We start from the raw sequence: 20,562 nt of genomic DNA on the forward strand, positions 1-20,562 counted from the left end.
TCAGTCTTAAGACGGGGAACTTTCCCCTTCTGTAGACAGATACCCGTCCTTTTTCTTGATGATGGCAACTGGAACGTGAGCATAAAAAAAGAGCCCCGTTAGCCATATAAATGACCAACAGGACTCCCTTTGTTATGGTTTATTTCCCTTCCGCACGTACTGGATCACGGAACATAAATTTCAATAGTGGCGGCGTTACAAGTGTAGTTACAATTACAACAATTATGACCGAAGTAAAATACTGTTGCTGTAACAAGCCGCTTTGCAGCCCTGTGGCGGCAATGATCAACGCAACTTCCCCCCGTGAAATCATCCCTGACCCAATAATGGCAGACGAGTGGTTATCAAAGCCTGTAAGACGCGCACCCAGACCGCCACCAAACAGCTTGGTCAGAATGGCAACCACCGTAAGCAAGAGCACGAAGCCGATTTGACTGCCTACCCCTTCAAAGGAAACACTAAGTCCGATACTTACAAAAAAGACCGGCACAAAAATCGAATAAGCAATCGGCTCGAGCTTGGATTCTACCGTGTGCTTAAAGGAAGTTTGCGAGATAGCAATCCCAGCCGCAAAGGCACCAATGATTCCTGCCATCCCCATGATTTCAGCAAAATAGGCGAATGCGAAACAAATCATTAACGCTGCTGAAATAATCGCCTCTGTCACCTTCAACGGAGCCATCCATTTCATGACCCGAGGAACAATGAACCAGCCGGCAATAATCGCTACGGCAAAGAACAACACCTTTTTCCCAATTAAAAGACCAATAGAAACGTCTGCCCCTGTACCGAAAAAGCTCATCAGAACAGCGAGCAAAATAACAACTAGAATATCATCTACTACGGCAGCCCCCAGAATTGTAGAGCCTTCACGTGTGTTCAGCTTATTCATATCTTTTAACACCTGCACCGATATGCTGACCGATGTTGCACTAAGAATAACGCCCATAAACAAAGCATTATGATAAGCAAAACCAAACATTTCTCCTAAGGCGAACCCACCCAAAAAGGGTAATATAATTCCACCGACGGCTACTGCAAAAGCTGATTTCCAGTTCTTGCGCAATTGATCCAGATCCGTCTCAAGCCCCGCTATGAACATTAACAGTAGAACACCGATCTCAGAGATATAATGAATAAACTCTCCATCCTGAACCCAGCCCAGTACCGCAGGCCCCAGTATGATTCCCACAATAAGCTTACCTAGCACAGCTGGTTGCCCAAGCCGCACAGATAGATCACCAGCTACTTTGGTGAACAATATGATCAGCATAAGATATAAAATAAACTCCATCTTTCAATCCACTCCCTTGTTGTATATAAGAACTGCCAACCAGGAGCTTCTCCAAGCCAAAAAAAGACAAAGAGGAGCCCTTGTTGACAGGCTCCTCCAAAAAACAAATAATTATTCAATTTAACTTTATAAATTATATTATACCTATATTTAAAATAACTGTAAACCAGATGCGCCGATAATATAAATTATGCACATTTGATTTGTTCTAGAATTGAATTGCTTATTTCAGATAGAACACTTCACGTAAGGGCTGCATAGGCACCTCATCATTGAAATCAAATGAACCTTCAACCATCTTAGAGGTAATCGCATTCCAGCGGTTGCAAGCATCACTTTTGGCAATGTAATCAAAAGCCGCCTTACTATCCTCACACTCATAACAGTAAAAAAATTGATTGCCATTCTGAAAGATGGAATAGTTAGAAATACCAGCCTTACTGTGCTCCTCCAAAATTTCTGGCCAAGGATTTAAATGCATAGCTACATACTCCTCTAAACATTCTTCCTTCACCCGCCATGTCCAAGCCAATTTATTGCTGCTCATCTGCTCATCCTCCTAGAAATCCCCTCTTTTACACATATTAAGAACTAGGGACATTTGATACCTATTATTGTACCTGAATAGAGTAGTCCAAGCTATGCATATCTATATGATCTGTAAATTTTTTAAGCGTTAATTCCGGCTTCACTCGGACGTAGAATAGCAGAACCAATCGCCAGCAGCACCGCGGCCATAAGACCCAAGATGGCAAAAGGCAGCCATAATTCATTCCAGCCTCCACCTGTAGCAGCGATATCGATCGCTTGGATCGCCCATTTTTGCGGTACAAAATTAGCTGCCTTCTGCATATAATCCGGCATAATGGATAACGGCCAGAAACAGCCTCCAAGCATACATGTTGGGGTCAGGATCAGCGAATTAAGCATGCCAGTATTATTGGGATTGCGAATCAGACCTGCTACCGTACTGGCTAAGCCCATGGAAACGAGCATAAATGCTGCAAGAACCAAAAAATACAAGTAGAGCGGTAATCCAAAGTCAAACTGCAGTACATAACGGCCCAAAGCAAGTACTACAACAATTTGAATTAACCCAACAATGAAGCTTCCCAGAAAATTACCGAGGGCAATCTCATACGAACGAACCGGGGCACTGAACATACGTTTCATCGTTCTTTCTCTTCGATCATCCATAATAAGCGACACTGAACTTGTAACCAGCCCCATTAAAAACATCAAAGTAAATCCTGTGACGATGCTTAAGCCCTCTTTTGGATATAAATCATAATCTGTTCTTATACTGCCTACACTATGTTGCTCTGCTCTCTGCATTACGGCAGCAAACTGTGAGTTCGAGTCCGTAGCCTCAGCCCGAGCTGCTCCAATTAGTCCAGCAGTGTTTCGCATTTCATCAGCAATTACACTGATTTTCATTTTTACCATAATGGATGTTTCGGTAGCCTTAAGCTCATACACACTAATTTGCGGCTCTTCTCCAGCAAGCAGTGCGGAGGTGAAGTTTTGCGGTATCAAAATACCGGCTTCTCCGTTCTGATCGATAATACTCTCCCTCAAATCAGCCTCATCTGTCTTCTCTACCAGCTTATAATCACCGGTATTCTCCAGCTCGGTAAGCAAATGTTTGCCCGCTGCACCATCGTCCATATTCGAATATAAAATAGTAGCCGGTCTCTCACCCATACTTCCACTAATTGCTACTACCCCGGCCACGACAAGACATGGCAGAAGAATATACGAAAGCAGCCCATTCCGAGAACCAATCGTTCTTTTCACCATATTCCAAGCAATCGTTAAGATCTTATCCATGGTAACCTACCTTCCGGTACGAGATAACCGCTGCACTGAATAGAACCAGACAGATGATCGACAAGACCAGCAGATTCGGCAAAATCTCTGAGACCTCTGCATGCAGCATCATTTTTAGAACAGCTTGTAGTACCCAGTGATTCAGGGTAAATGCCCCGACCGAGTTCACCCATGATTCCGGAAGTGGAGCCATCCCTCCACTAATGAAGGTCATGACCACAGTGATAACATTAACAATACTTCCTGCACTTGCTTTAGTTTTGCTAAACATTGAAATAACAATCGATAATGTCATGGAAGCTATGATCATTAAAAGACAGAAGAGCAGCAGCAAGCCCGGACGATTGCCCCAATTTACGCCAAACAACAAATGAGTCAGGATAATAATCGCTGCGCACTGCACTACACTTACAACCCCTACGCCTAGCATTTTACCAATAAACAGCTCAGAACCTTTTACCGGCATTGAGGTTATTCGGAAGAGGGTGTGATTTTCTTTTTCATTAAAAAGAGAGCTGCTGACGGTCAAACCGCTATATAGCAGAAACATCAGCATCATGGATACCGCATAGAATTGGGAGGCTGTATAGGATCGGCCACCTTCACTGAGCGCCCCAACCTTAACAGATGGCTGCTCTCCCAAACTTGGTGCAGTAGCGGTCAAAGCTTCTGGACCCAGCGTCATAGCTACGGATTGCTTATAGTTAATATTGTTCAAAAAGTTATCGAATACCGTCCCCGCAACCATGTTATCTGTCCGATCTTTGCCCAGAACAAACTCTAGCTTTGCAGTTTCGCCGCTTTGTACTTTCTTATCGAAGCCTAGGGGAACAATAACCGCATAAGCATATTTCCCGGCGCGCAGGCCACTTTCCGCTGTCTCTCGGCTCCCTACTTTGACCGGAATAATGATATCCTTAAGCTCCGGCGTCTTCAAAAAGCTGTCTATCATCGCCGAGCTTTCATACCCTTCTCCAGAAAGATTAACTACACCAACACGTACAGGGTCAATCTTAGACGCTGCCTTATCACCGATTACACTGGAGAGGGAAGCACCCAGCAGAAAGATCAAAAGCAGCGGTAGCAGAAACATATTAATGATGATTGAGCGTGAAATAAACAGCCTGCGAAGCTCATAAATCATAATTGTCCAAATATTTCTCAAAGCGTTCTCGCCCTCCTTTAATCGCGCAATGTCCGTCCTGTCAAACTAAGGAATAATGTCTCCAGATCCGGCTCCTCAATATTTAAAGAACCAATAACGCCTTCATGTTTAGCAAAAATAAATAAGATATCCTGCAGCTCATCCTGTGAGGAGGGGAGATACATTTCTACCGTTCCCTCTTTACTTTCCACTCTCGTGATCCGCGGGTGTAGACTAAGCTCATTGATTAGCTCCGGGGTGATGTTCGTTGCTTTGACCACTATTTTTTCTTCTTGAGAAACCCGTTCCCGCAGCTCCTTTTCCGTGCCACAAGCAATGATATGTCCCTTATCCATAATCGCTACCCGATCACAAATGGCTGCAACCTCTTCCATATAATGACTAGTGTAGATGACGGTTGAGCCAAGCCGATTCAGCTCTTTGACCGACTCAAGGATATGATTACGAGACTGCGGATCAATTCCTACGGTCGGCTCATCCATAATAATCAGCTTTGGATGATGCATGATGGCACAAGCGATATTCAAACGTCTTTTCATCCCTCCGGAGAAGGTGGCTGGTTTTTCTTTGGCCCGGTCACTAAGTCCTGTGAAAGCAAGAGCTTCCGCCACCCGCTCTTTCAGCAATTTTCCCCGCAAGCCATACAATCTTCCGAAAAAAGTTACATTTTCAGCTGCTGTCATTGTATTGTACAAAGCCAAATCCTGCGGAACTAAGCCGATCTTTTTCTTAACCTCCAGTGCATTCGAAGAGACTGATAACCCATCAATAACAATGTCTCCACTATCAATCTTTAGCAGGCCGCAAATCATACTTATAGTTGTACTTTTACCTGCCCCGTTCGGGCCTAGCAGGCCAAAGATCTCTCCTGCTTGAATCGTAACATTCACATGATCTACCGTTAATTTGTTCTCATACCGTTTCACCACATCGGTCAACACCGCGATTGCCATCTCTTATCTCCCCTGTCGTGTGTGCTTCTATATTTTCAATTTTATTCTAGGTTGAATTTTTGCGGATGTACGAAAGGTCATTTTTTGAAGGTGACTAAAGTCATCTCCTGAAGTAGTGGGATAATATGCTAAGATTATTAAAAAACATAAAGGATGACTAAGGCGTGCCCAGAGAGCTAAACTTATTGCGTTACGGACTCATCTTAATCCCTGCGTTTATTACCATTTATGTCTATCAATATAACGATTATGGAATCTTCACGCTGCATATCCTGATGCTTCTATTCCTTGTGGTCATGGTGCCAAAGCTCCCTCGATCCATTCATGCTTTGATTAGTATCATTGAAATCTTGTTCACGGCCTGGTTATGTTATCAATATGGCAGCATGATGATTTTCCCCGCTATATCAGCACTGCTTTATTATTCCAGACTCCAGCCTAAAGCAGTGCCTTACGTGTTCACAGGTGTACATCTGATAGCTTTGAACGTTGCACTCCAGAATTCTCCATCGCTCGTAGTGACTTACATTAACCTTTCATTTCTGCTCACTGCCTACCTAAATAAGCTATTATTGAAAGCTGGCCAGCGGCGCGAAGACACTCTTCTTCTATATGATGAGTTGCGCAAAAAGCATTTCGAGCTTGATGAAGCTCGCAACCGCCTGCTGGAGTTCAGCGCGCAAGTAGAAGAGTCTGCCCAGTCCAAAGAGCGCGTCCGAATCTCACGCCAGCTCCATGACGATATCGGCCACCGGCTAATCCGGATTAAAATGATGATGGAGGCCGCCCTCCAGACCTTGCCCACCTCTCCCGAGAGTGGAATGCAAATGATGGAACTGATTCGTGACCAGCTGTCGGCCAGCATGGACGATATGCGGTCCGCAGTTAAACGTATCAACTACACCCCGAAGCTTGAGGGAGCTTATGCGTTAGACCGGCTGCTCGAAGAGATTGGGCGTGAGACGGGGATCGAGACCTCATACCAAGTTCAGGGCATACCTTATCCGCTCTATCCTAGTATCCAAGTGATCCTGTACAAAAACGCCCGTGAGGCTATAACCAACGCCTTGCGGCATGGAAAAGCAACGTCCATCCGGATCAAAATTGACTACGCGCAAGCAGGAATCACTATGGAGGTTAGCAACAATGGATCACTTCCAGAAGAAGAGAAGCTCCGCAAATTATTGGGGAGTGGTGGGGACGGGATGAAAGGCATGTACGAGCGCACTCATCTGATCGGTGGAACACTCGAACTAAGGCAGGAGCCACATTTTACAGTCATTACGCGGCTGCCCATTTATAAGCAAGATGAGATTGTATAACGAAAGGAGCCATGCTAATGATTAAAGTGTTAATTGTTGATGACGACCCCTTTATTCGCCAAAGTCTGCAAGTATTGCTAGGGATGGACCCAGATATTGAAGTTGTTGGAGCAGCTTGTGAAGGTAACGAAGCCTTGGAATTACTTCAAGAAGGATTAATGGCCGATTTGGCTCTGATGGATATCCGCATGCCCGGCTGCGGTGGCGTTGAAGGAACGGAGAAGATTAAGCAGGCTTTTCCGCAAATTGCGATATTGATGCTGACCACCTTCGACGACGATGAATATATCATTGAGGCACTACGTAACGGAGCTAGTGGATATTTGCTCAAAAACATACCGCCAGACCGGATCATCCAAGGCATTAAAACGGTTTTTGAAGGGAACATGCTTATCCACCCTGATATCGCCCGCAAGCTGGCAACCTTTCTGCAGCCTACGGCACGGCAAGAATTGCCACAGGTACAGCCACTGGAATCCTTCGGATTGACCAAAACAGAGCTGGCTGTAGTGGCTTCTATCGCTGAGGGGCATAGCAACAAAGAAATCGCCGGACAGCTTTTTTTAAGCGAGGGTACCGTCAAAAATTACATAACGGATATATTAAGCAAATTAGAGCTCCGCGATCGTACGCAAATTGCAATTTTTTATTTGAAGAACATGCAAGGTTGAACTAGTAACATATAGCATATGAATAGTCCACTGCCAAAGTTAGTTTTTCTTACGGACTCCAGTGACGCGCTGCTCCTTGGCGCGGGTTCGGACTCCAGCGACGCTATTCCTTGGGTGTGGGCTCGGACTCCAGTGACGTTACTCCTTGGGCGCGGGCTCGGACTCCAGTGACATTACTCCTTAGGCGCCGGTTCGGACTCCAGTGACATTACTCCTTAGGCGCCGGTTCGGACTCCAGTGACATTACTCCTTGGACGCGGGTTCGGACTCCAGCGACGCTATTTACAATTTTATCGGCTTTTGAGCAGAGTTTCGGACCCCAGCGACGTTATTCCTCAGAAAGAGGCTCATTTGGGGTATTTTTGATGCCAATAGCGGCTTTGGGGTCCGTTACCATTCTAAAAAAGCCAAAATGCTGCGATTAGGGTCAACTGGGTCCGATAGCAACTTCTCGCACGCGAAATTACCATCTAATCAAAAACAAAGATACCCCATTCACCATTTCATGGCTTATGGGGCATCTTCTAGTTATCCTTCCGCTGATTCCTGCTTGGCTTCAGTGGTTTTTTTTCGTTTAAGTTGGCCGTCCGGAAAGTTCCGGCTGCGTATGCCTGTCTTCATCCCGATGATGCTGTAGATGCTGGAAGGCTTCGCCTCAGTGGTAATCATCCCATCTGTCTCCGGCACCAAAATAATACCGAGCTGATGGTGATCCCCATCATAGATCGGGCTTTGAAGGTATTTGCTCTCCCCTTCACGGTTCAGCACCTCCAGCTTGCAGAACGCTGGATTCATGCGCAGCGCCTCATGTAGCTGCGCCGCATCGGTCAACAGGACCCCGTTGACCTTCAGTAAGATCTCGCCGGGCAGGATGCCCAGCTCCTGGCCGGGACTGCCCGGCAGCACGGCCAGCACTTTGCGGCCGCGCGGTGGATGCACGAAGATGGGGCTGATGCTGCGCTCTTCCAGAGCGCTGTACCAGCTTAACCCTTCGTGCAGCACAATAGCTGCGAGCGCCGCGACCAGAGTCAGCGGGCTCCACCAAGCGGCAAGCAGGCTTAAGCCGAGCAGGACGATGCTGTAGATCAGCAGCCGTCCTGCAGTGCGGGCCGCCTTGCGCCCGGGCAGCATGCCCTGTGTCATCTCGCTGAAGCCGATGATGACGGGCAAAGAGACGATGCCAAGGCTGCCGCCGAGCAGCGAGTGCCATGGCAAATCCGTTCCTGCTCCCGATGGGAGCAGCAGGAACAGCGGCAGCGGCCAGAAGGCCTGCAGCTGATAGCCGCCGACGACCATGCCGCGCTTTCCCTTCAGGAAGAGCGGCGTTGCAAGCTTGGCCCCTTGTCTGCGGGCCAGCAGTGCCTCCGCCATGTGCAGCAGCGCAGCTAACACTAGCAAAGCAGGAATATCCATCTCCCGTATGGCGGTGGTAATATTCCCTACCGTTCCACTATCTAAAGCATCTGGAAAGAAAGAAATTACAAACTGAATGATACCTAACAAGCCTATAGAATACGCAAAGCACAAATACCGTACACGCAATAGCGACAACACGAGACTAACTACCCAAATGCAGGCTACAGCGGTACCTGATAATGATATTCCTAGCAGAACGGCTGCTATAGAGACGACCAAACCCATGACTAGACCACTCCATACCGTCCGCCACGTTTCCTGACCCCAGCTATGTAATTTCACATGTATCAGCTTTCGTTCTAATGCCACCTGCCTACGGTAATATAACGCAATAAATATAATAGCAATGTAGTAATACGGCTGGATCAATAAGTGTAAGAACGCAGTGCCCAAGCTTCCTAACAGTTCCTGAATCACATTCAAACTGTTCGTCACACTCCTTTTCGTCCGATGACTGATTTGTATATATTCTAATTCCTCTACGTCGGTTGGCATTTTCTTATCTAAAAGAAAAAAAGAAGGCTGAATTCAGCCTTCTTACTTTTTCGACGCTGCCGCCTTAATTTCCTTCTGAATCTCAGCAATCCCTTTATTCCGTTGGTTGTCGTGAACAGGGTCTTGAATGACCTTGATCAGCGCCGCTTCCAGCGCCTCGGCTGTCTTGGCGTCAATTATGCCTGTGACTTGAAGCTTTGCTGTACTTTGGAACTTCTTCACTGCGTCCTTAGTGCCAGCATCGAAATAGCCATCTTTACGTCCAGGCTTATAACCCAAACCGTCCAGCATCGTCTGTGCACTCTTCACATCAGCGTTGTTCATATTATATTGCAGCGCCACGCTCTTGTTAATTGGAGCCACCGAGAAGTAATCCGGCTGCGCTACCGCGATATCCGGTTTAATGCCCTTACCGTGAATCCATGTGCCGTCTGGCGTAAGCCATTTGGCAATGGTAACTTTCAGCAAGCTGCCGTCTCCAAGCTGTTTGTCAAAGCTCGTCTGCACGGTACCTTTACCGAAAGAATTGTCACCGATCAGCTTAGCTCCTGCCGACTGTTGCAAAGCACCCGCCAATATTTCCGAAGCACTTGCGCTACCTTTATTCATCAGCACGACCACTGGATAAGCTTTACTCGATCCTTTTGAGGTACTAACTTCGCGTTTTTTGTCTTTATATTCTATTTGCACTATAGATTTGCCAGCTGGAACGAATTGCTCTGCCATTTCAATAACAATCGGAAGAACACCACCTGGATCATTACGGACGTCAATAACAAGTCCCTTCATGCCTTGCTTCTCCAGCTTCTCCAGCTCTTCCTTGAATCGTTCTGCGGTATTCAGGGAGAACTGCGTAACCTCGATTACACCCACATTGTCTTTTTCCATGGTAGCGTAGACTGTTTCAAGCTTCACATCATCCCGGGTAAGAACAAATTCGAGTGGCTCTACAGAGCCGGAACGTTGTATTTTCAAAGTGGCCTCACTGCCCTTAGGACCGCGAATCTTGGCAACAGCTGCATTCAGCTCCATGCCTTCCAGCGATTCACCGTTAACGGACAGAATAACATCTTTGGCCTGAATCCCAGCTTTCTCAGCAGGTGAGCCCTTGATCGGAGAGACCACGACTACCTTGCCATTATCCGAAGAGACCTCCGCACCGATACCTGAAAAGGAACCCTCAATGCTTTCTTCGAATTTCTCAGCTGTTTCTTTGCCCATATAGTTGGAATAAGGATCGCCCAGCGCTTCCATCATACCGTTGACAGCACCGTCTATCAGCTTCTCCCGATCTACTGTCTCGTAGTAATTGCTCTCAATCAGACTGAGAGCCGTTCCAAGCTTCTGGGATTCCTTCTGCTGAAGGCCAGTAACCTGCAATGCCGAGGCCAGTCCTTCTCCTGCAGCTTGTCCAATAACATGACTATAACCCGTCACGCCCAAGGTCACCAGACTACCGCATAGCAGGGCGGCGATAATCATAAACGCCGCTGTGCTTTTTTTTAACATGATGTTCCCACCGTCCCTTCTTGTCCATCTCGCAAACAACTCCATAAGTCCGTCCTGAAAGGTACGGTATCTCTTCCAGTATATGCCGTACGCTCAAATAATATGAGTTATAAGTTCTTAAAAATTAGAGATAAGGCATCGGATTTACTGTCTTGCCGTCGATCCGAACTTCAAAATGGAGATGGGGGCCCGTCGAATTACCTGTAGAACCGGATTCAGCAATCACATCCCCACGATTGACTCTATCCCCAGGACTAACCTTGATACCACCTTTACGGATATGTCCGTAGAGGGTCCAAACTCCGCCGCCATGATCAATAATTACACAATATCCATAACCGCTATACCATTCAGCTACGATTACCGTTCCCGAATCAGCCGCATGAATATTGGTTCCTTGTGGAACTGCAAAGTCTACCCCGGTGTGTACTTTCCCCTTCTCCCCCGTAATAGGGTGTGTCCGTGGTCCGTAAGAGGAAGAGATTCTTGCCGAGCCTACAGGGAGCAGGAAGGGTCCATCTCCACCAGCATACGCAGTTGAGGAGCTGGAGCTTGAACTGCTGCTTGCCTTGCTGGCTGCGGCTTTCTTGGCAGCTGCTGCTGCCCGGCGTGCCGCTTCTGCTTTGGCGGCTGCTGCTTTGCGCGCTGCTTCCTCAGCTTTAATCTTATCCTTTTGGGTTTCCAAAGCAGAACGTTCGCTTGCCAGCTTAACCAGCTTCTCATTCTGCTCTTCACTTAGATCATCGCTTTCTTGAATCTGCTTATCATAAAATGCGATAAGCTCCTGCTTCTCCGCTTCCTTCTCTTTCAGCAGGCTTCTCTGATTTTCCAAGGAGGTGTATAACTGCTTGGCTTGAGCATATTGCCCCTCAAGCTCCTGCTTTTTCTCTACAACTGTCTGCTTGTCCAGCTTGTGTTGGACTAACAGCTCCTGATCCTGATCCACAATCATCTTAAGCGAATCGGTGCGGCCCAGAAAATCAGAGAAGCTTGTCGATGAGAGCAAAACATCTAGGTAAGATACCGCTCCATCCGTGTACATCAACCGGACACGGGATCCTAAGAGTTCTTCTCTTGAGGCCACTCGTGCCTCTGCTTCATCCAATTCCGTTGCTGTAACATTAAGAGATTCTTCTGTATCGGAAATTTTGTTAGAGATTTCGGTCATTTTGCCTTTAACTTGATCCACTTGCTGCAATACATATTGTAAATTGATATTTGTCTTATTCTTATAGTGCTGCGCTTCCTGCGTTTGGGACTCCGCTTTCTCTTGCTGCGCCTTAGCTTCCTGCACCTCTTGTTGCAGCTGCTTTAATTGCTTATCGATTTCGGCAACACTTGTTTTTTTGGCATATCCATCAGAGGGTTGGAATATAGTGACAGCTAGTAACATTACGGCTAGTCCGGCGGCAATCTTCTTCAACTCGCACTCCCCATCCTTCACTCTTAAATTAAACTTTCAAAAACTTACGAATAGAAACCGTACTTCCCCAGACGCCGATCAACACACCTAGTCCAACTAACAGACCTACGAGCAGCAGCCAAATATCACTGAAAGGGATCAGCTGCAATCCGAGCATTGGATCTCCCTGTATCGAAGATTCCAAACCCTTGTAGCCGGCATATAAAACACCCGAAGTAATCAATGATCCAATGAGTCCAATTAATGCCCCTTCTATAAAGAAAGGCCAACGAATAAAATAATTTGTCGCGCCTACCAGCTTCATAATCCCAATCTCTTTACGCCGGGCAAGAATCGTTACCCGAATAGTATTGGAGATGAGGAACATAGACATAAGTGCCAGCCCCGCTACAAAAATAAAGCCAATGTTGCGTACGGCACGCGTGATTTTAAACAATGTTTCTATCGAGCCTTTGCCATATTTCACTTTGTAGATAGGCTGTTCGGTATGTGTCTTGTTAAGGGCTTGAATCTTCTCAGCCACAAAAGCAACGGTAGTAGGTTCAATAACTTCTACCTGAAGGGTATCTGGAAGCGGGTTATTGTCTTCATCGAACCCTTCCAGAAGCTCTGCTGCCTCCTCGCCCATATCTGCGCGGAGATCTTTAAGTCCCTGTTCCTTGGAGATGAACGTAATCTTGCTGATCTCCGGCATATTGCCAATTTCAGTCTGCAGGGTCTCACGCATCTTCTGATCTGTATTCAAAGCTAGATGCACTTTGATCTGTACCTGACTGTCTGCCTCATCAGCTACAGAATTTACGTTAAGAACAAGAAGAATAAATACACCTAGAACAAAAAGAGAAACAACAATCGAAGTGATTGAGGCGATCGACATCCAGCCATTACGGAATACGCTTTTGAAGCCTTCCCGCACATGTCGCAAGAAGGTTTTAAAACTCATAACCATATTCCCCTCTCGCTTGGTCTCTGACAATGTTTCCATTCTCAATCGCAAGCACCCTTTTGCGCATTTTGTTCACAATATCTCTGTTATGGGTAGCCATTACAATCGTTGTTCCACGAAAATTAATCTCGTCAAGCAGCTGCATAATGCCCCATGAAGTCTCGGGGTCTAAGTTACCTGTAGGCTCGTCCGCAATAATAACAGAAGGATTGTTGACGATAGCCCGTGCAATAGCGATCCGTTGCTGCTCACCACCAGAAAGCTGTGAGGGCTCACGATTCGCTTTACTTCTCAGTCCAACCAAATCAAGAACCTCATTCACACGTTTCTTGATGACTTTTTTCGGCGCTTCAATAACTTCCATAGCAAAAGCTACATTCTCGTATGCCGTCATTCTGGGCAAAAGCCGAAAATCTTGAAATACAACGCCGATATTACGGCGGACATAAGGGATTTTGCGTGGTTTTAGCTTTCCTATATTGAAACCTCCCACCGAAATCTGTCCTTTGGTAGGCACTTCTTCTCTATAAATCAATTTCATAAAAGTAGATTTACCCGCGCCGGAAGGGCCGACAACGTACACGAATTCATTGCGGTCGATTTTCACTGAAACTCCTTGCAGTGCGTGAGTTCCGTTAGGGTACGTTTTCCATACATCTTGCATTTCAATCATTTTCTCACTTCCCAATTATGACATTTTCCACTTGTGCGAATCGACATTGTCCACCTCAAGTTTCCATAAACTTCAATATTTCCGCAATGTATCTATTGTAACAAATCTGTAACTGATTGAGTACCCCGTAACTGCACGACTATTCGAAAGTTTTGTAGTGACTGGACATATACATATAAAAAAGCACCTAGCGGTGCCTGTTATCAGATGTCGTAACTCCCTTTATTAGAGACTACTTATTTCTTACTAATTTATTATCGGTATCCCACGAAGTGTTCTTTAAGTTCTGTTACAGGGCCGCGCCTGCTTAGCGCAATCCAAATCCCCAAAAGGAGATTAATCATGAAAAAAATCCATGCTGCCCTCATAGTGGTCATCGCACTCGTCCTTATCGGCTCCTGTATTTACGGAGGGCTTCATCTATATGGCAGCAAAACCACGCTTCCAAAGGGTACAACCCTTGCCGGCTGGCAGGTCGGAGGCATGACTCTCACCGAGGTCCGCTCCCAGCTGGATAAACGGCTGCATGCCCTCGAAACCGTCCCTCTAGTGCTAAAAGTGGAAGGCAATGCAGATCTCTCCCTAACCCTTAATAAGACTGGGTTGAGCTATGAAGCCTTTGCTTTTCAGCAGGGCTTAAAAGAGCTTGCCGAAGGAACGCTTTGGGAGCGGGTAAAGGCACGCTATAACTTCCCTAAGTTGTGGAAGCTTGAAACCCATCTGGAAATCGCACAATTTCAAAAGATTCTAAGTCCCAGTTGGGAGAAGGAGTCCTTTGGTGAACCAGTGGACGCTACGCGACGAATTACAGGCGATGACCGAATCGTATATACTTCTGAGAAAACTTCCCTGGAGGTTGATTGGACAGCTCTGGAGACTTCCTTAGGAGCAGCTGCCCCCACCAGCTTTAATCATCTGAATGCCCTGCTGGAGAAGGGAATCACGATGGAGGTCCCTCTGTTAATCCTGCAGCCTGACATAACTTTAAAGAAATTAAAGGAACAAGGTATCGAGCGAAAAGTAATGCAGTTCAGCACCTCTCTAGGTGCAAGTGGACCTGGACGAAGCTACAACGTGGAAGCTGCTGCCAAAGCTGTGGATGGAACCATTCTCCCGCCTGGAGCCGTCTTTGATTATGGAAAAGCTATAGAAAAAGCAAAGGTGAATTACGGCTTCCGTGAAGCGCCGGTGATTGTGAACGGCAAGCTGCAAGCAGGTGTTGGTGGAGGGATCTGCCAAGTGTCGAGCACTCTTTACAATGCCGCACTGCGTATAGGGCTAGAAATTGTGGAACGCCGTAATCATTCCTTGCCCGTCAACTACTTGCCCAAAGGTCAGGACGCAACATTCGCTGAAGGTTATATCAACTTTCGTTTTCGCAATACGACTGGCAAATATCTCATAATTAAAGCAGCTGTGCAGGGTAAATCACTGACCATAAAGCTGTTCGGCACGTTTCCGCAAAATGTCACTTACAAAGTTCATTCAAAAACAGTAGAGGTACTCCCACCAGTCGATAAATACGTAAACGATTCTTCACTGCCTCGTGGCAGCTCACGCGTTATTCAAAATGGGAAAACCGGATATATTGTTGAAACCTACATTACAAAGTATGTTGACGGTAAATCCACTGAGGTGAATAAACTGTCCCGCGACGTATATTACGCACAAAAACGATTAATCGCCATTAATCGTGGAGGCGTGAGCAAATCCATAATCCCGGATGTCCCCCGAAAGCAGCTGGTGGAGGACGGCGTCCGCAGTGAATAGCTAACAACAAATAACCGGTCAGAGCCCCTAAGGTCTGATCGGTTATTTTTTCCAGCCATCTATTTTACCTGTAGCTTACGTTACCCGGCTTTGAAATTTACGATTCAGGGGTACATTAGAAGTAGACCCATAATCAGAAAGGATGAACATCCTATGACAACAGCTCTTGTAAATGATCTTACTGGTATTGTCCGCAGTGCTCCTGCTATTTTTGCCTCACGCACTTGCAGAGAAGCCCTTCGCGTCATGTTTCAGCATCCAGAATCCAAATGTATCGTCGTCTGCAATGCTATGAATGAACCCCTAGGAATGTTGATGAGCGAACGTTTCTTTTTGAAAGCTACAGGAAGATCCGGAGTAGATCTATTCTACAGAGAACCTGCCATGAAGCTTATGAACAAAACCCCGCTCATTCTTGATATTTCCACTCCACTCGATATGGTATTGAGCCTCGCTATGAACCGCCCAGATCCTATGAAAAATGATTGTGTCATTATCACTCGCAAAGGTAAATTCGCTGGTGTTGCATATACCTCTGACCTTATCCGCGCCCAAGCGTAGAACCTCTTTACCTTTCCTCTTCTACCCTAAACCTACCTCAAAAAAGAATATCCGGTGACGTATCAATTCTCCAGTATCCATTCACCTTTTTCAGCTTCACATACACCGACTCACTGCCTTCCTGCCCGCTCGAATAAGGAACTGTTAAGTCAAATTCAGCGGTTGTTGCAGTTTTGGAGAGCATTCGGGCGGTGGCTTTTTCAAACATCAATGAGTTTCCAAGATCCGCATTCACCTGTGACATTCTACCTTCATGCTCCAAAAATTGAGTCTGCACATAATAAGCTGCTGCATTATGCGTGTAGGCTTTTTTTATGTAATTCATCAGCTTCGCCTTTGTCCCAATATCATTGGAAAGGTAACGGTACTCTTGCGCTTTATACATGAAGGTTTCCATCGGGAAAAAGTTGCCCCCGCGGCTAGTATAGAAATAGATTGCTCTGGCATGTACAACAAGCGGTACAACACTTTTTACCGTCAAATTGTTTATGGTAGCTGGACCTTCTTTTCCTGTGCCAATCACAGCCACATTTTTTATTGCCGAGCTTCCCACTGATGATGAAGCTGCCATAACTCCGCTACCTGCTGATAAAAGGCCTAAGGAAAGGGCCAACGAACCAAGCATCCATTTTTTGTTCATCTGAAGTTCCTCCTCTTTCATCTAAAAAATACAGGCGATCGCCACTGTTTCAGCTTATGCACCCCGCAAGCTAAAATACCCAATAAACAGAGGAATGAAAACGTATTACAACTCTTTTGAAAATATAAAAAAACTCCACCCTCCTGATTCACAGGAAAAGCGGAGTAATATAATTAAATAAAGTAGTACTAGAACCCTAATTGGATGCTGCTGCGGTGGCCTCATAATACGCTGTAAAAGCTACGTTAGCAGTCAAAATACTCTCCGTATTGTTCTTAGTACGATTCTCGTAGGATTGCTGAAAATTGAAAGAGTCTACATTCACAATACGAGGTAAGGCTTGTAGTTCATCCATCCATTGCCGTATCCCCGAATATGTCCCCTCCACCACTGCAGTCATTTTGATCTGTTTGACCGTCGGGAATGACACCTCAGCAGAACCTGTCATTTGCTGAATCGGATTAGCCTCATCCAAAACAAAACTAACATCCTTTAGCCGCGCTTGTGAGGACGTGCTAACCTCCCGCAAATCAACAATCAGACCTTCGCTGTCATCGCCCTTTGGGAGTTCCCCCAGTAATTCCTTCTGTTCTAGATCTCCCTCATTGCCGCTGCCCTTCAGCTCATTGATTTTGGTTTGGAGCATTTCTGCTTCCTTTTCCAACTGACTGATCTCGCTGCTCTGTGCGGAAATTTCCTTATTGGTCGGCTGAACACCCAGCATATAGAATGCAAACAATATCAGGAATAGAATTAACACCCCTAGTACGATGGGAGAGCGATATTTATTGATCTGTTCCATCGCTGCTCACCTCCCCTTGGCTGGCATCCGTTTCACTGTTTTGCTGCTTAGCCGCTGCTAAGTTCACTTTATAAATAGCCGTATACGCATTGTATGAAATGGCATCTGCGGCTCCTTCAGTAAGCTTTTGAATAGAGGCATCGGCCGTAAAAGACATTTGGCGAAGTTGTCTTAAATAGTTGGACGCATCCTCCATAGTGGGTACATTTAGAGTCAGATCTATAGATGTCCGGTAGGTATAGTTAATATCACGGATTAGTGCCTCATTAGGCAATCCTTCCACTAATTCGTCCAAGATAGGGACAGCAATCACCTTATTGTCCTGAAGCACTGTGATAGCTGCTTTCAGATCCAGTTGTCCAGGTCCGCTGTTCTTAAGCTTCGCGAGCTCTACTTGGAGCATTAAACTGCGATCCTGCAGGCCTTGCAGTTGTTCTTTACCGTTAGAGATTTGACCCTTATTGGCCGAAAAATATATCCCCGTTCCGATCATCCCCAGCAGCCAGATCGCTACAAGCCCCATCGTGACATAAGGAAATAGCAACGTCTCCCGATCTTCTCTCGGCAATAGATCAATCGTATCCGTGTTGATGCTATTTTTTAGAGCGGTCCCGGCAGCTACACGGTAATCATTTAGATCAGGGTCAGAAACAGCAGCACTAGCCATCTGTTCCAGACTTATTGGTGTTATTTCAAGTTCAGCTAGGGACTGCTGGAGCTCCAGGTCCAGTTGTTTACGAATCGAGGGAGTGCCCGTAATCACTAAATTGTTGATACGAGTGGAACCGTCATGCAAGCTGTATTGATAAAAGCTGAGCATACGGGAGATTTCCGCAGTGATTTCCACCATTTGCTCGGGTGATAAATGTTCTTCCACAGCGACAGCTGTTTCTGCCAAGGTTTCACTGTCTGTCAAAAGATCCATTCCCGCTAAATTTCTTCCTTTATGTAGATCAAGTAAGTTTATCGTACGAATGAAGACCGGATTCCCGTTTCTGAACATATAAATGTCCATTACCGATGGCTCCATATTAATCAGCATCGTCTCCGCAAAGCTCTCCCCGTGCCCAGTGGTTATAGCACGCGCTAAGGCGGTTGCCGAAATTTCGACACTACTTATCCGAAGACCCGCCCGCTCCAGAATTTCTACGTAATCCTGAATCGATTTTCGCGGAGCAGCAAATACGAGCAGGTGACTTTGCTCCTCATCCACTTCGAGCGTTACATAGTCGTAGACAGGATTTTCAAAAGGTAGATGCAGTCCCGTCTCCACTTCCAGCTTCACCAGTTGTTCTACCTGTTTGTCGTTGGTACTAGGAATACTCATTTTGCGGATAATGATCTGCGAAGGTGGAATGGACAAAGAAACCTTACTTCCCCTTAACCCTTCCTTCTTCACCCACTGCCTTACCCGATCATAAAGCGCCTCGCTATCCGCCACCTGATTCTCAATGATCATGCCTGGAAGGAGCGGGAGAAACCGTTTTTTACGGACTTCCCATGACTGTTTATTCTTAAAACTAATATAACGGATTCCGGCAGCTTCAATTGAAAGTCCGGCCACTTTGGGGCCTAATCCAAGCATGTGATCGATGTCCTCCTATCCGATGAGCGAGAGATACGCGCCGATGATGTATGAACCATATCCAAAACTAATTAAAGCTCCTATAGCTAACCATGGGCCGAAGGGTACCGGCTGTTTACGTTTGATCACACCGAGCAGCATCAGCAGTCCGCCCACCACGCTCCCAAGCAGACAAGCCACAAAAAAGGCCAAAATCACATTCGGAAAGCCAATCACCAAGCCCAGCAGCGCAAATAACTTCACATCTCCAGCCCCCATGCCACCTAATAGAACAAAAGGGATAAGGCCCCCTCCCCCAAGCACAGCTCCTAGCAGATGATGCCATATCGGTCCTTCTGGAAATAGCAGTACAAAAATCAGCAGCAGCGGTAAAAACAACAACAATACCTTGTTGGGAATCAGCATGTACTTCAAATCTGCAACCGTCACGATAACCGCTAAACTCACAAGAATGAACCCGATGATTCCCTTACCCGTCAGGCCAAATTGCAAATACACCCATAAAAAAAGCAAACCCGTTGCCGCTTCTCCAAGCGGGTATAATGGCGAAATCCTTGTGCCGCAGTATCGGCACTTGCCTCCTGACAGCAGGTAGCTTACCACCGGAAGCAAATCCCGCGCTTTCAGCCGCGTATTGCAGTTCGGACAATGTGACGGCGGATTAAGCAAGGATTCCTTGGCCGGCACCCGCAGCGCCACTACGTTATAGAAGGAGCCTAGAATCAGGCCCAGTAATGTGATGTAACTTGCGATAAATATCGTCATGGCTGTCCTCTGTTAGCTTCTGGATTTTAAAAAAGGAATCGGGAAGTCCGATTCCTTAGGATAGATTGTAAGTTTAAATTTATAGAGATTAATTAGATACTCCTGTTAGCTACCAGACGCTGGTGTTGGTGTTGGTGACGCTGCTGGCTCTGCACTAAGCACCTTATCAGCGGAATATTCACCACTCTCACCCGTAGGAACCGGATCTAATGTTACTTTTTGAAGTACTCCGCCCGAAGTATATACTATTGTGGTTTTTTTACCATCTAACGATTTTTTTGTACTAGGCAAAACAAGAGTCTGATCAATATATTTTTTATCCTTAAGTGCTTCAAGAGTTACTGTCTTATCTTTAAAATCTCCATCTAATTCACCCATAATATACATACGAGATGCATCATAAAGCTGTCGAGCAGTTGCTAAATCTGCATCCGTTTTTGATTTATTAATAATTCCACCAATCATCGGAATTGCAATTACCGCAATAATCCCCAAAATAACGATAACCGCCAGCAACTCAATCAGCGTAAACCCCTTTTGATTTTCCTCTTTGCTTAATCTTCTCTTAATGGCTTGTGCTAACATTTGATTTCCCCCTCTAAGTGGTGTGTGAGTGATAAAACTTATATTCTTAATTTCAGTGAATCCAGCATCAGCTTTCTTGTGCTTACGGAAACAGCTCGTCCATCGTCGTCTAATCGCCAGCGTAAGTTCGTGGATCTTGCCCCGCCTCCCCGGCGTC

At 46.1% G+C, this 20,562-nt stretch carries 21 protein-coding genes; 6 read left to right on the top strand and 15 right to left on the bottom strand.

Annotated features, from left to right (window positions below):
- Positions 1–139: 139 nt before the first annotated feature.
- The 5 genes from MHI15_RS11605 to MHI15_RS11625 form a co-directional block, all read right to left on the bottom strand.
- Complete coding sequence (locus tag MHI15_RS11605) at positions 140–1,294, bottom strand: cation:proton antiporter (protein WP_341164423.1); 1,155 nt, start codon at positions 1,292–1,294, stop codon at positions 140–142.
- 223 nt (positions 1,295–1,517) lie between these two features.
- Positions 1,518–1,841: an L-rhamnose mutarotase gene (locus tag MHI15_RS11610; RefSeq protein WP_038573529.1), complete on the bottom strand. Its 324-nt coding sequence runs from the start codon at positions 1,839–1,841 to the stop codon at positions 1,518–1,520.
- Between the two features lie 122 nt (positions 1,842–1,963).
- On the bottom strand, positions 1,964–3,124 hold the full coding sequence (locus tag MHI15_RS11615) for an ABC transporter permease (protein ID WP_076279162.1): 1,161 nt from the start codon (positions 3,122–3,124) through the stop codon (positions 1,964–1,966).
- Complete coding sequence (locus MHI15_RS11620) at positions 3,117–4,289, bottom strand: ABC transporter permease (RefSeq protein WP_081387166.1); 1,173 nt, start codon at positions 4,287–4,289, stop codon at positions 3,117–3,119. Before MHI15_RS11620 ends, MHI15_RS11615 begins: the two co-directional genes overlap by 8 nt.
- A 17-nt stretch (positions 4,290–4,306) precedes the next feature.
- The gene (locus MHI15_RS11625) at positions 4,307–5,242 is read right to left on the bottom strand and encodes an ABC transporter ATP-binding protein (protein ID WP_076123817.1); all 936 of its coding nucleotides are present in this window, start codon (positions 5,240–5,242) and stop codon (positions 4,307–4,309) included.
- 164 nt (positions 5,243–5,406) lie between these two features.
- Between MHI15_RS11625 and MHI15_RS11630 the strand changes: the two genes are divergently transcribed.
- The 3 genes from MHI15_RS11630 to MHI15_RS11640 are packed head-to-tail and all read left to right on the top strand — an operon-like array spanning position 5,407 to position 7,406.
- The gene (locus MHI15_RS11630; RefSeq protein WP_076279161.1) at positions 5,407–6,564 is read left to right on the top strand and encodes a sensor histidine kinase; all 1,158 of its coding nucleotides are present in this window, start codon (positions 5,407–5,409) and stop codon (positions 6,562–6,564) included.
- Positions 6,565–6,581: 17 nt separating this feature from the next.
- The gene (locus tag MHI15_RS11635; RefSeq protein ID WP_341164424.1) at positions 6,582–7,235 is read left to right on the top strand and encodes a response regulator transcription factor; all 654 of its coding nucleotides are present in this window, start codon (positions 6,582–6,584) and stop codon (positions 7,233–7,235) included.
- A gap of 18 nt (positions 7,236–7,253) precedes the next feature.
- Positions 7,254–7,406 (top strand): hypothetical protein, encoded by a 153-nt coding sequence (locus MHI15_RS11640; protein WP_179086763.1) that lies wholly within the window; start codon positions 7,254–7,256, stop codon positions 7,404–7,406.
- 357 nt (positions 7,407–7,763) lie between these two features.
- On the opposite strand, the gene MHI15_RS11645 is transcribed toward MHI15_RS11640, so the two are convergent.
- The gene (locus MHI15_RS11645) at positions 7,764–8,648 is read right to left on the bottom strand and encodes a PDZ domain-containing protein (protein WP_341164425.1); all 885 of its coding nucleotides are present in this window, start codon (positions 8,646–8,648) and stop codon (positions 7,764–7,766) included.
- A 76-nt stretch (positions 8,649–8,724) separates the two neighbouring features.
- Between MHI15_RS11645 and MHI15_RS11650 the strand changes: the two genes are divergently transcribed.
- Positions 8,725–8,913 (top strand): hypothetical protein, encoded by a 189-nt coding sequence (locus MHI15_RS11650; RefSeq protein ID WP_256717501.1) that lies wholly within the window; start codon positions 8,725–8,727, stop codon positions 8,911–8,913.
- Between the two features lie 275 nt (positions 8,914–9,188).
- Here the strand turns inward: MHI15_RS11650 and MHI15_RS11655 are convergent, their stop codons facing one another.
- The 4 genes from MHI15_RS11655 to ftsE all read right to left on the bottom strand — a co-directional run bounded on the left by MHI15_RS11655 (position 9,189) and on the right by ftsE (position 13,697).
- Positions 9,189–10,655, bottom strand: coding sequence for a S41 family peptidase (locus tag MHI15_RS11655; protein WP_076123824.1), 1,467 nt, complete (start codon positions 10,653–10,655; stop codon positions 9,189–9,191).
- A gap of 124 nt (positions 10,656–10,779) precedes the next feature.
- Entirely contained in the window at positions 10,780–12,078 is a 1,299-nt protein-coding gene (locus MHI15_RS11660) for a murein hydrolase activator EnvC family protein (RefSeq protein ID WP_076123826.1), read from the bottom strand.
- 28 nt (positions 12,079–12,106) lie between these two features.
- Positions 12,107–13,021 (bottom strand): permease-like cell division protein FtsX, encoded by a 915-nt coding sequence (gene ftsX, locus MHI15_RS11665; protein ID WP_076123828.1) that lies wholly within the window; start codon positions 13,019–13,021, stop codon positions 12,107–12,109.
- The gene (gene ftsE, locus MHI15_RS11670; protein ID WP_036678556.1) at positions 13,011–13,697 is read right to left on the bottom strand and encodes a cell division ATP-binding protein FtsE; all 687 of its coding nucleotides are present in this window, start codon (positions 13,695–13,697) and stop codon (positions 13,011–13,013) included. The genes ftsX and ftsE overlap by 11 nt, the downstream gene beginning before the upstream one ends.
- A 342-nt stretch (positions 13,698–14,039) precedes the next feature.
- On the opposite strand from ftsE, the gene MHI15_RS11675 reads away from it, so the two are divergent.
- Positions 14,040–15,467, top strand: a complete 1,428-nt coding sequence (locus MHI15_RS11675) for a VanW family protein (protein ID WP_076279160.1) — start codon at positions 14,040–14,042, stop codon at positions 15,465–15,467.
- A 153-nt stretch (positions 15,468–15,620) separates the two neighbouring features.
- Entirely contained in the window at positions 15,621–16,028 is a 408-nt protein-coding gene (locus MHI15_RS11680; RefSeq protein ID WP_076182146.1) for a CBS domain-containing protein, read from the top strand.
- 37 nt (positions 16,029–16,065) lie between these two features.
- Here the strand turns inward: MHI15_RS11680 and MHI15_RS11685 are convergent, their stop codons facing one another.
- The 5 genes from MHI15_RS11685 to MHI15_RS11705 form a co-directional block, all read right to left on the bottom strand.
- A complete protein-coding gene (locus MHI15_RS11685) occupies positions 16,066–16,668 on the bottom strand; it encodes a DL-endopeptidase inhibitor IseA family protein (RefSeq protein WP_051491029.1) in 603 nt (200 codons plus the stop codon).
- A 196-nt stretch (positions 16,669–16,864) separates the two neighbouring features.
- Positions 16,865–17,470, bottom strand: coding sequence for a type 4a pilus biogenesis protein PilO (gene pilO / locus MHI15_RS11690; protein WP_341164426.1), 606 nt, complete (start codon positions 17,468–17,470; stop codon positions 16,865–16,867).
- Positions 17,454–19,055: a pilus assembly protein PilM gene (gene pilM, locus MHI15_RS11695; RefSeq protein WP_341164427.1), complete on the bottom strand. Its 1,602-nt coding sequence runs from the start codon at positions 19,053–19,055 to the stop codon at positions 17,454–17,456. The genes pilO and pilM overlap by 17 nt, the downstream gene beginning before the upstream one ends.
- Positions 19,056–19,070: 15 nt before the next feature.
- Positions 19,071–19,820, bottom strand: a complete 750-nt coding sequence (locus MHI15_RS11700) for a prepilin peptidase (protein WP_341164428.1) — start codon at positions 19,818–19,820, stop codon at positions 19,071–19,073.
- A 105-nt stretch (positions 19,821–19,925) separates the two neighbouring features.
- Entirely contained in the window at positions 19,926–20,405 is a 480-nt protein-coding gene (locus MHI15_RS11705; RefSeq protein ID WP_341164429.1) for a prepilin-type N-terminal cleavage/methylation domain-containing protein, read from the bottom strand.
- Positions 20,406–20,562: the final 157 nt, after the last annotated feature.

The organism is Paenibacillus sp. FSL H7-0918 (assembly GCF_038007025.1).
GTDB classification, from domain to species: domain Bacteria; phylum Bacillota; class Bacilli; order Paenibacillales; family Paenibacillaceae; genus Paenibacillus_AQ; species Paenibacillus_AQ odorifer.

What these genes read in the sequence shown, in the direction of transcription:
- MHI15_RS11680 (WP_076182146.1), top strand. Translation starts at nt 15,621, where the DNA reads ATGACAACAGCTCTTGTAAATGATCTTACTGGTATTGTCCGCAGTGCT.
- MHI15_RS11705 (WP_341164429.1), bottom strand. Translation starts at nt 20,405, where the DNA reads ATGTTAGCACAAGCCATTAAGAGAAGATTAAGCAAAGAGGAAAATCAA.
- MHI15_RS11625 (WP_076123817.1), bottom strand. Translation starts at nt 5,242, where the DNA reads ATGGCAATCGCGGTGTTGACCGATGTGGTGAAACGGTATGAGAACAAA.
- MHI15_RS11645 (WP_341164425.1), bottom strand. Translation starts at nt 8,648, where the DNA reads ATGGATATTCCTGCTTTGCTAGTGTTAGCTGCGCTGCTGCACATGGCG.
- pilO (WP_341164426.1), bottom strand. Translation starts at nt 17,470, where the DNA reads ATGGAACAGATCAATAAATATCGCTCTCCCATCGTACTAGGGGTGTTA.
- MHI15_RS11605 (WP_341164423.1), bottom strand. Translation starts at nt 1,294, where the DNA reads ATGGAGTTTATTTTATATCTTATGCTGATCATATTGTTCACCAAAGTA.
- ftsX (WP_076123828.1), bottom strand. Translation starts at nt 13,021, where the DNA reads ATGAGTTTTAAAACCTTCTTGCGACATGTGCGGGAAGGCTTCAAAAGC.
- MHI15_RS11650 (WP_256717501.1), top strand. Translation starts at nt 8,725, where the DNA reads ATGATACCTAACAAGCCTATAGAATACGCAAAGCACAAATACCGTACA.
- pilM (WP_341164427.1), bottom strand. Translation starts at nt 19,055, where the DNA reads ATGCTTGGATTAGGCCCCAAAGTGGCCGGACTTTCAATTGAAGCTGCC.
- MHI15_RS11640 (WP_179086763.1), top strand. Translation starts at nt 7,254, where the DNA reads ATGAATAGTCCACTGCCAAAGTTAGTTTTTCTTACGGACTCCAGTGAC.
- MHI15_RS11635 (WP_341164424.1), top strand. Translation starts at nt 6,582, where the DNA reads ATGATTAAAGTGTTAATTGTTGATGACGACCCCTTTATTCGCCAAAGT.
- MHI15_RS11610 (WP_038573529.1), bottom strand. Translation starts at nt 1,841, where the DNA reads ATGAGCAGCAATAAATTGGCTTGGACATGGCGGGTGAAGGAAGAATGT.
- MHI15_RS11685 (WP_051491029.1), bottom strand. Translation starts at nt 16,668, where the DNA reads ATGAACAAAAAATGGATGCTTGGTTCGTTGGCCCTTTCCTTAGGCCTT.
- ftsE (WP_036678556.1), bottom strand. Translation starts at nt 13,697, where the DNA reads ATGATTGAAATGCAAGATGTATGGAAAACGTACCCTAACGGAACTCAC.
- MHI15_RS11615 (WP_076279162.1), bottom strand. Translation starts at nt 3,124, where the DNA reads ATGGATAAGATCTTAACGATTGCTTGGAATATGGTGAAAAGAACGATT.
- MHI15_RS11700 (WP_341164428.1), bottom strand. Translation starts at nt 19,820, where the DNA reads ATGACGATATTTATCGCAAGTTACATCACATTACTGGGCCTGATTCTA.
- MHI15_RS11655 (WP_076123824.1), bottom strand. Translation starts at nt 10,655, where the DNA reads ATGTTAAAAAAAAGCACAGCGGCGTTTATGATTATCGCCGCCCTGCTA.
- MHI15_RS11675 (WP_076279160.1), top strand. Translation starts at nt 14,040, where the DNA reads ATGAAAAAAATCCATGCTGCCCTCATAGTGGTCATCGCACTCGTCCTT.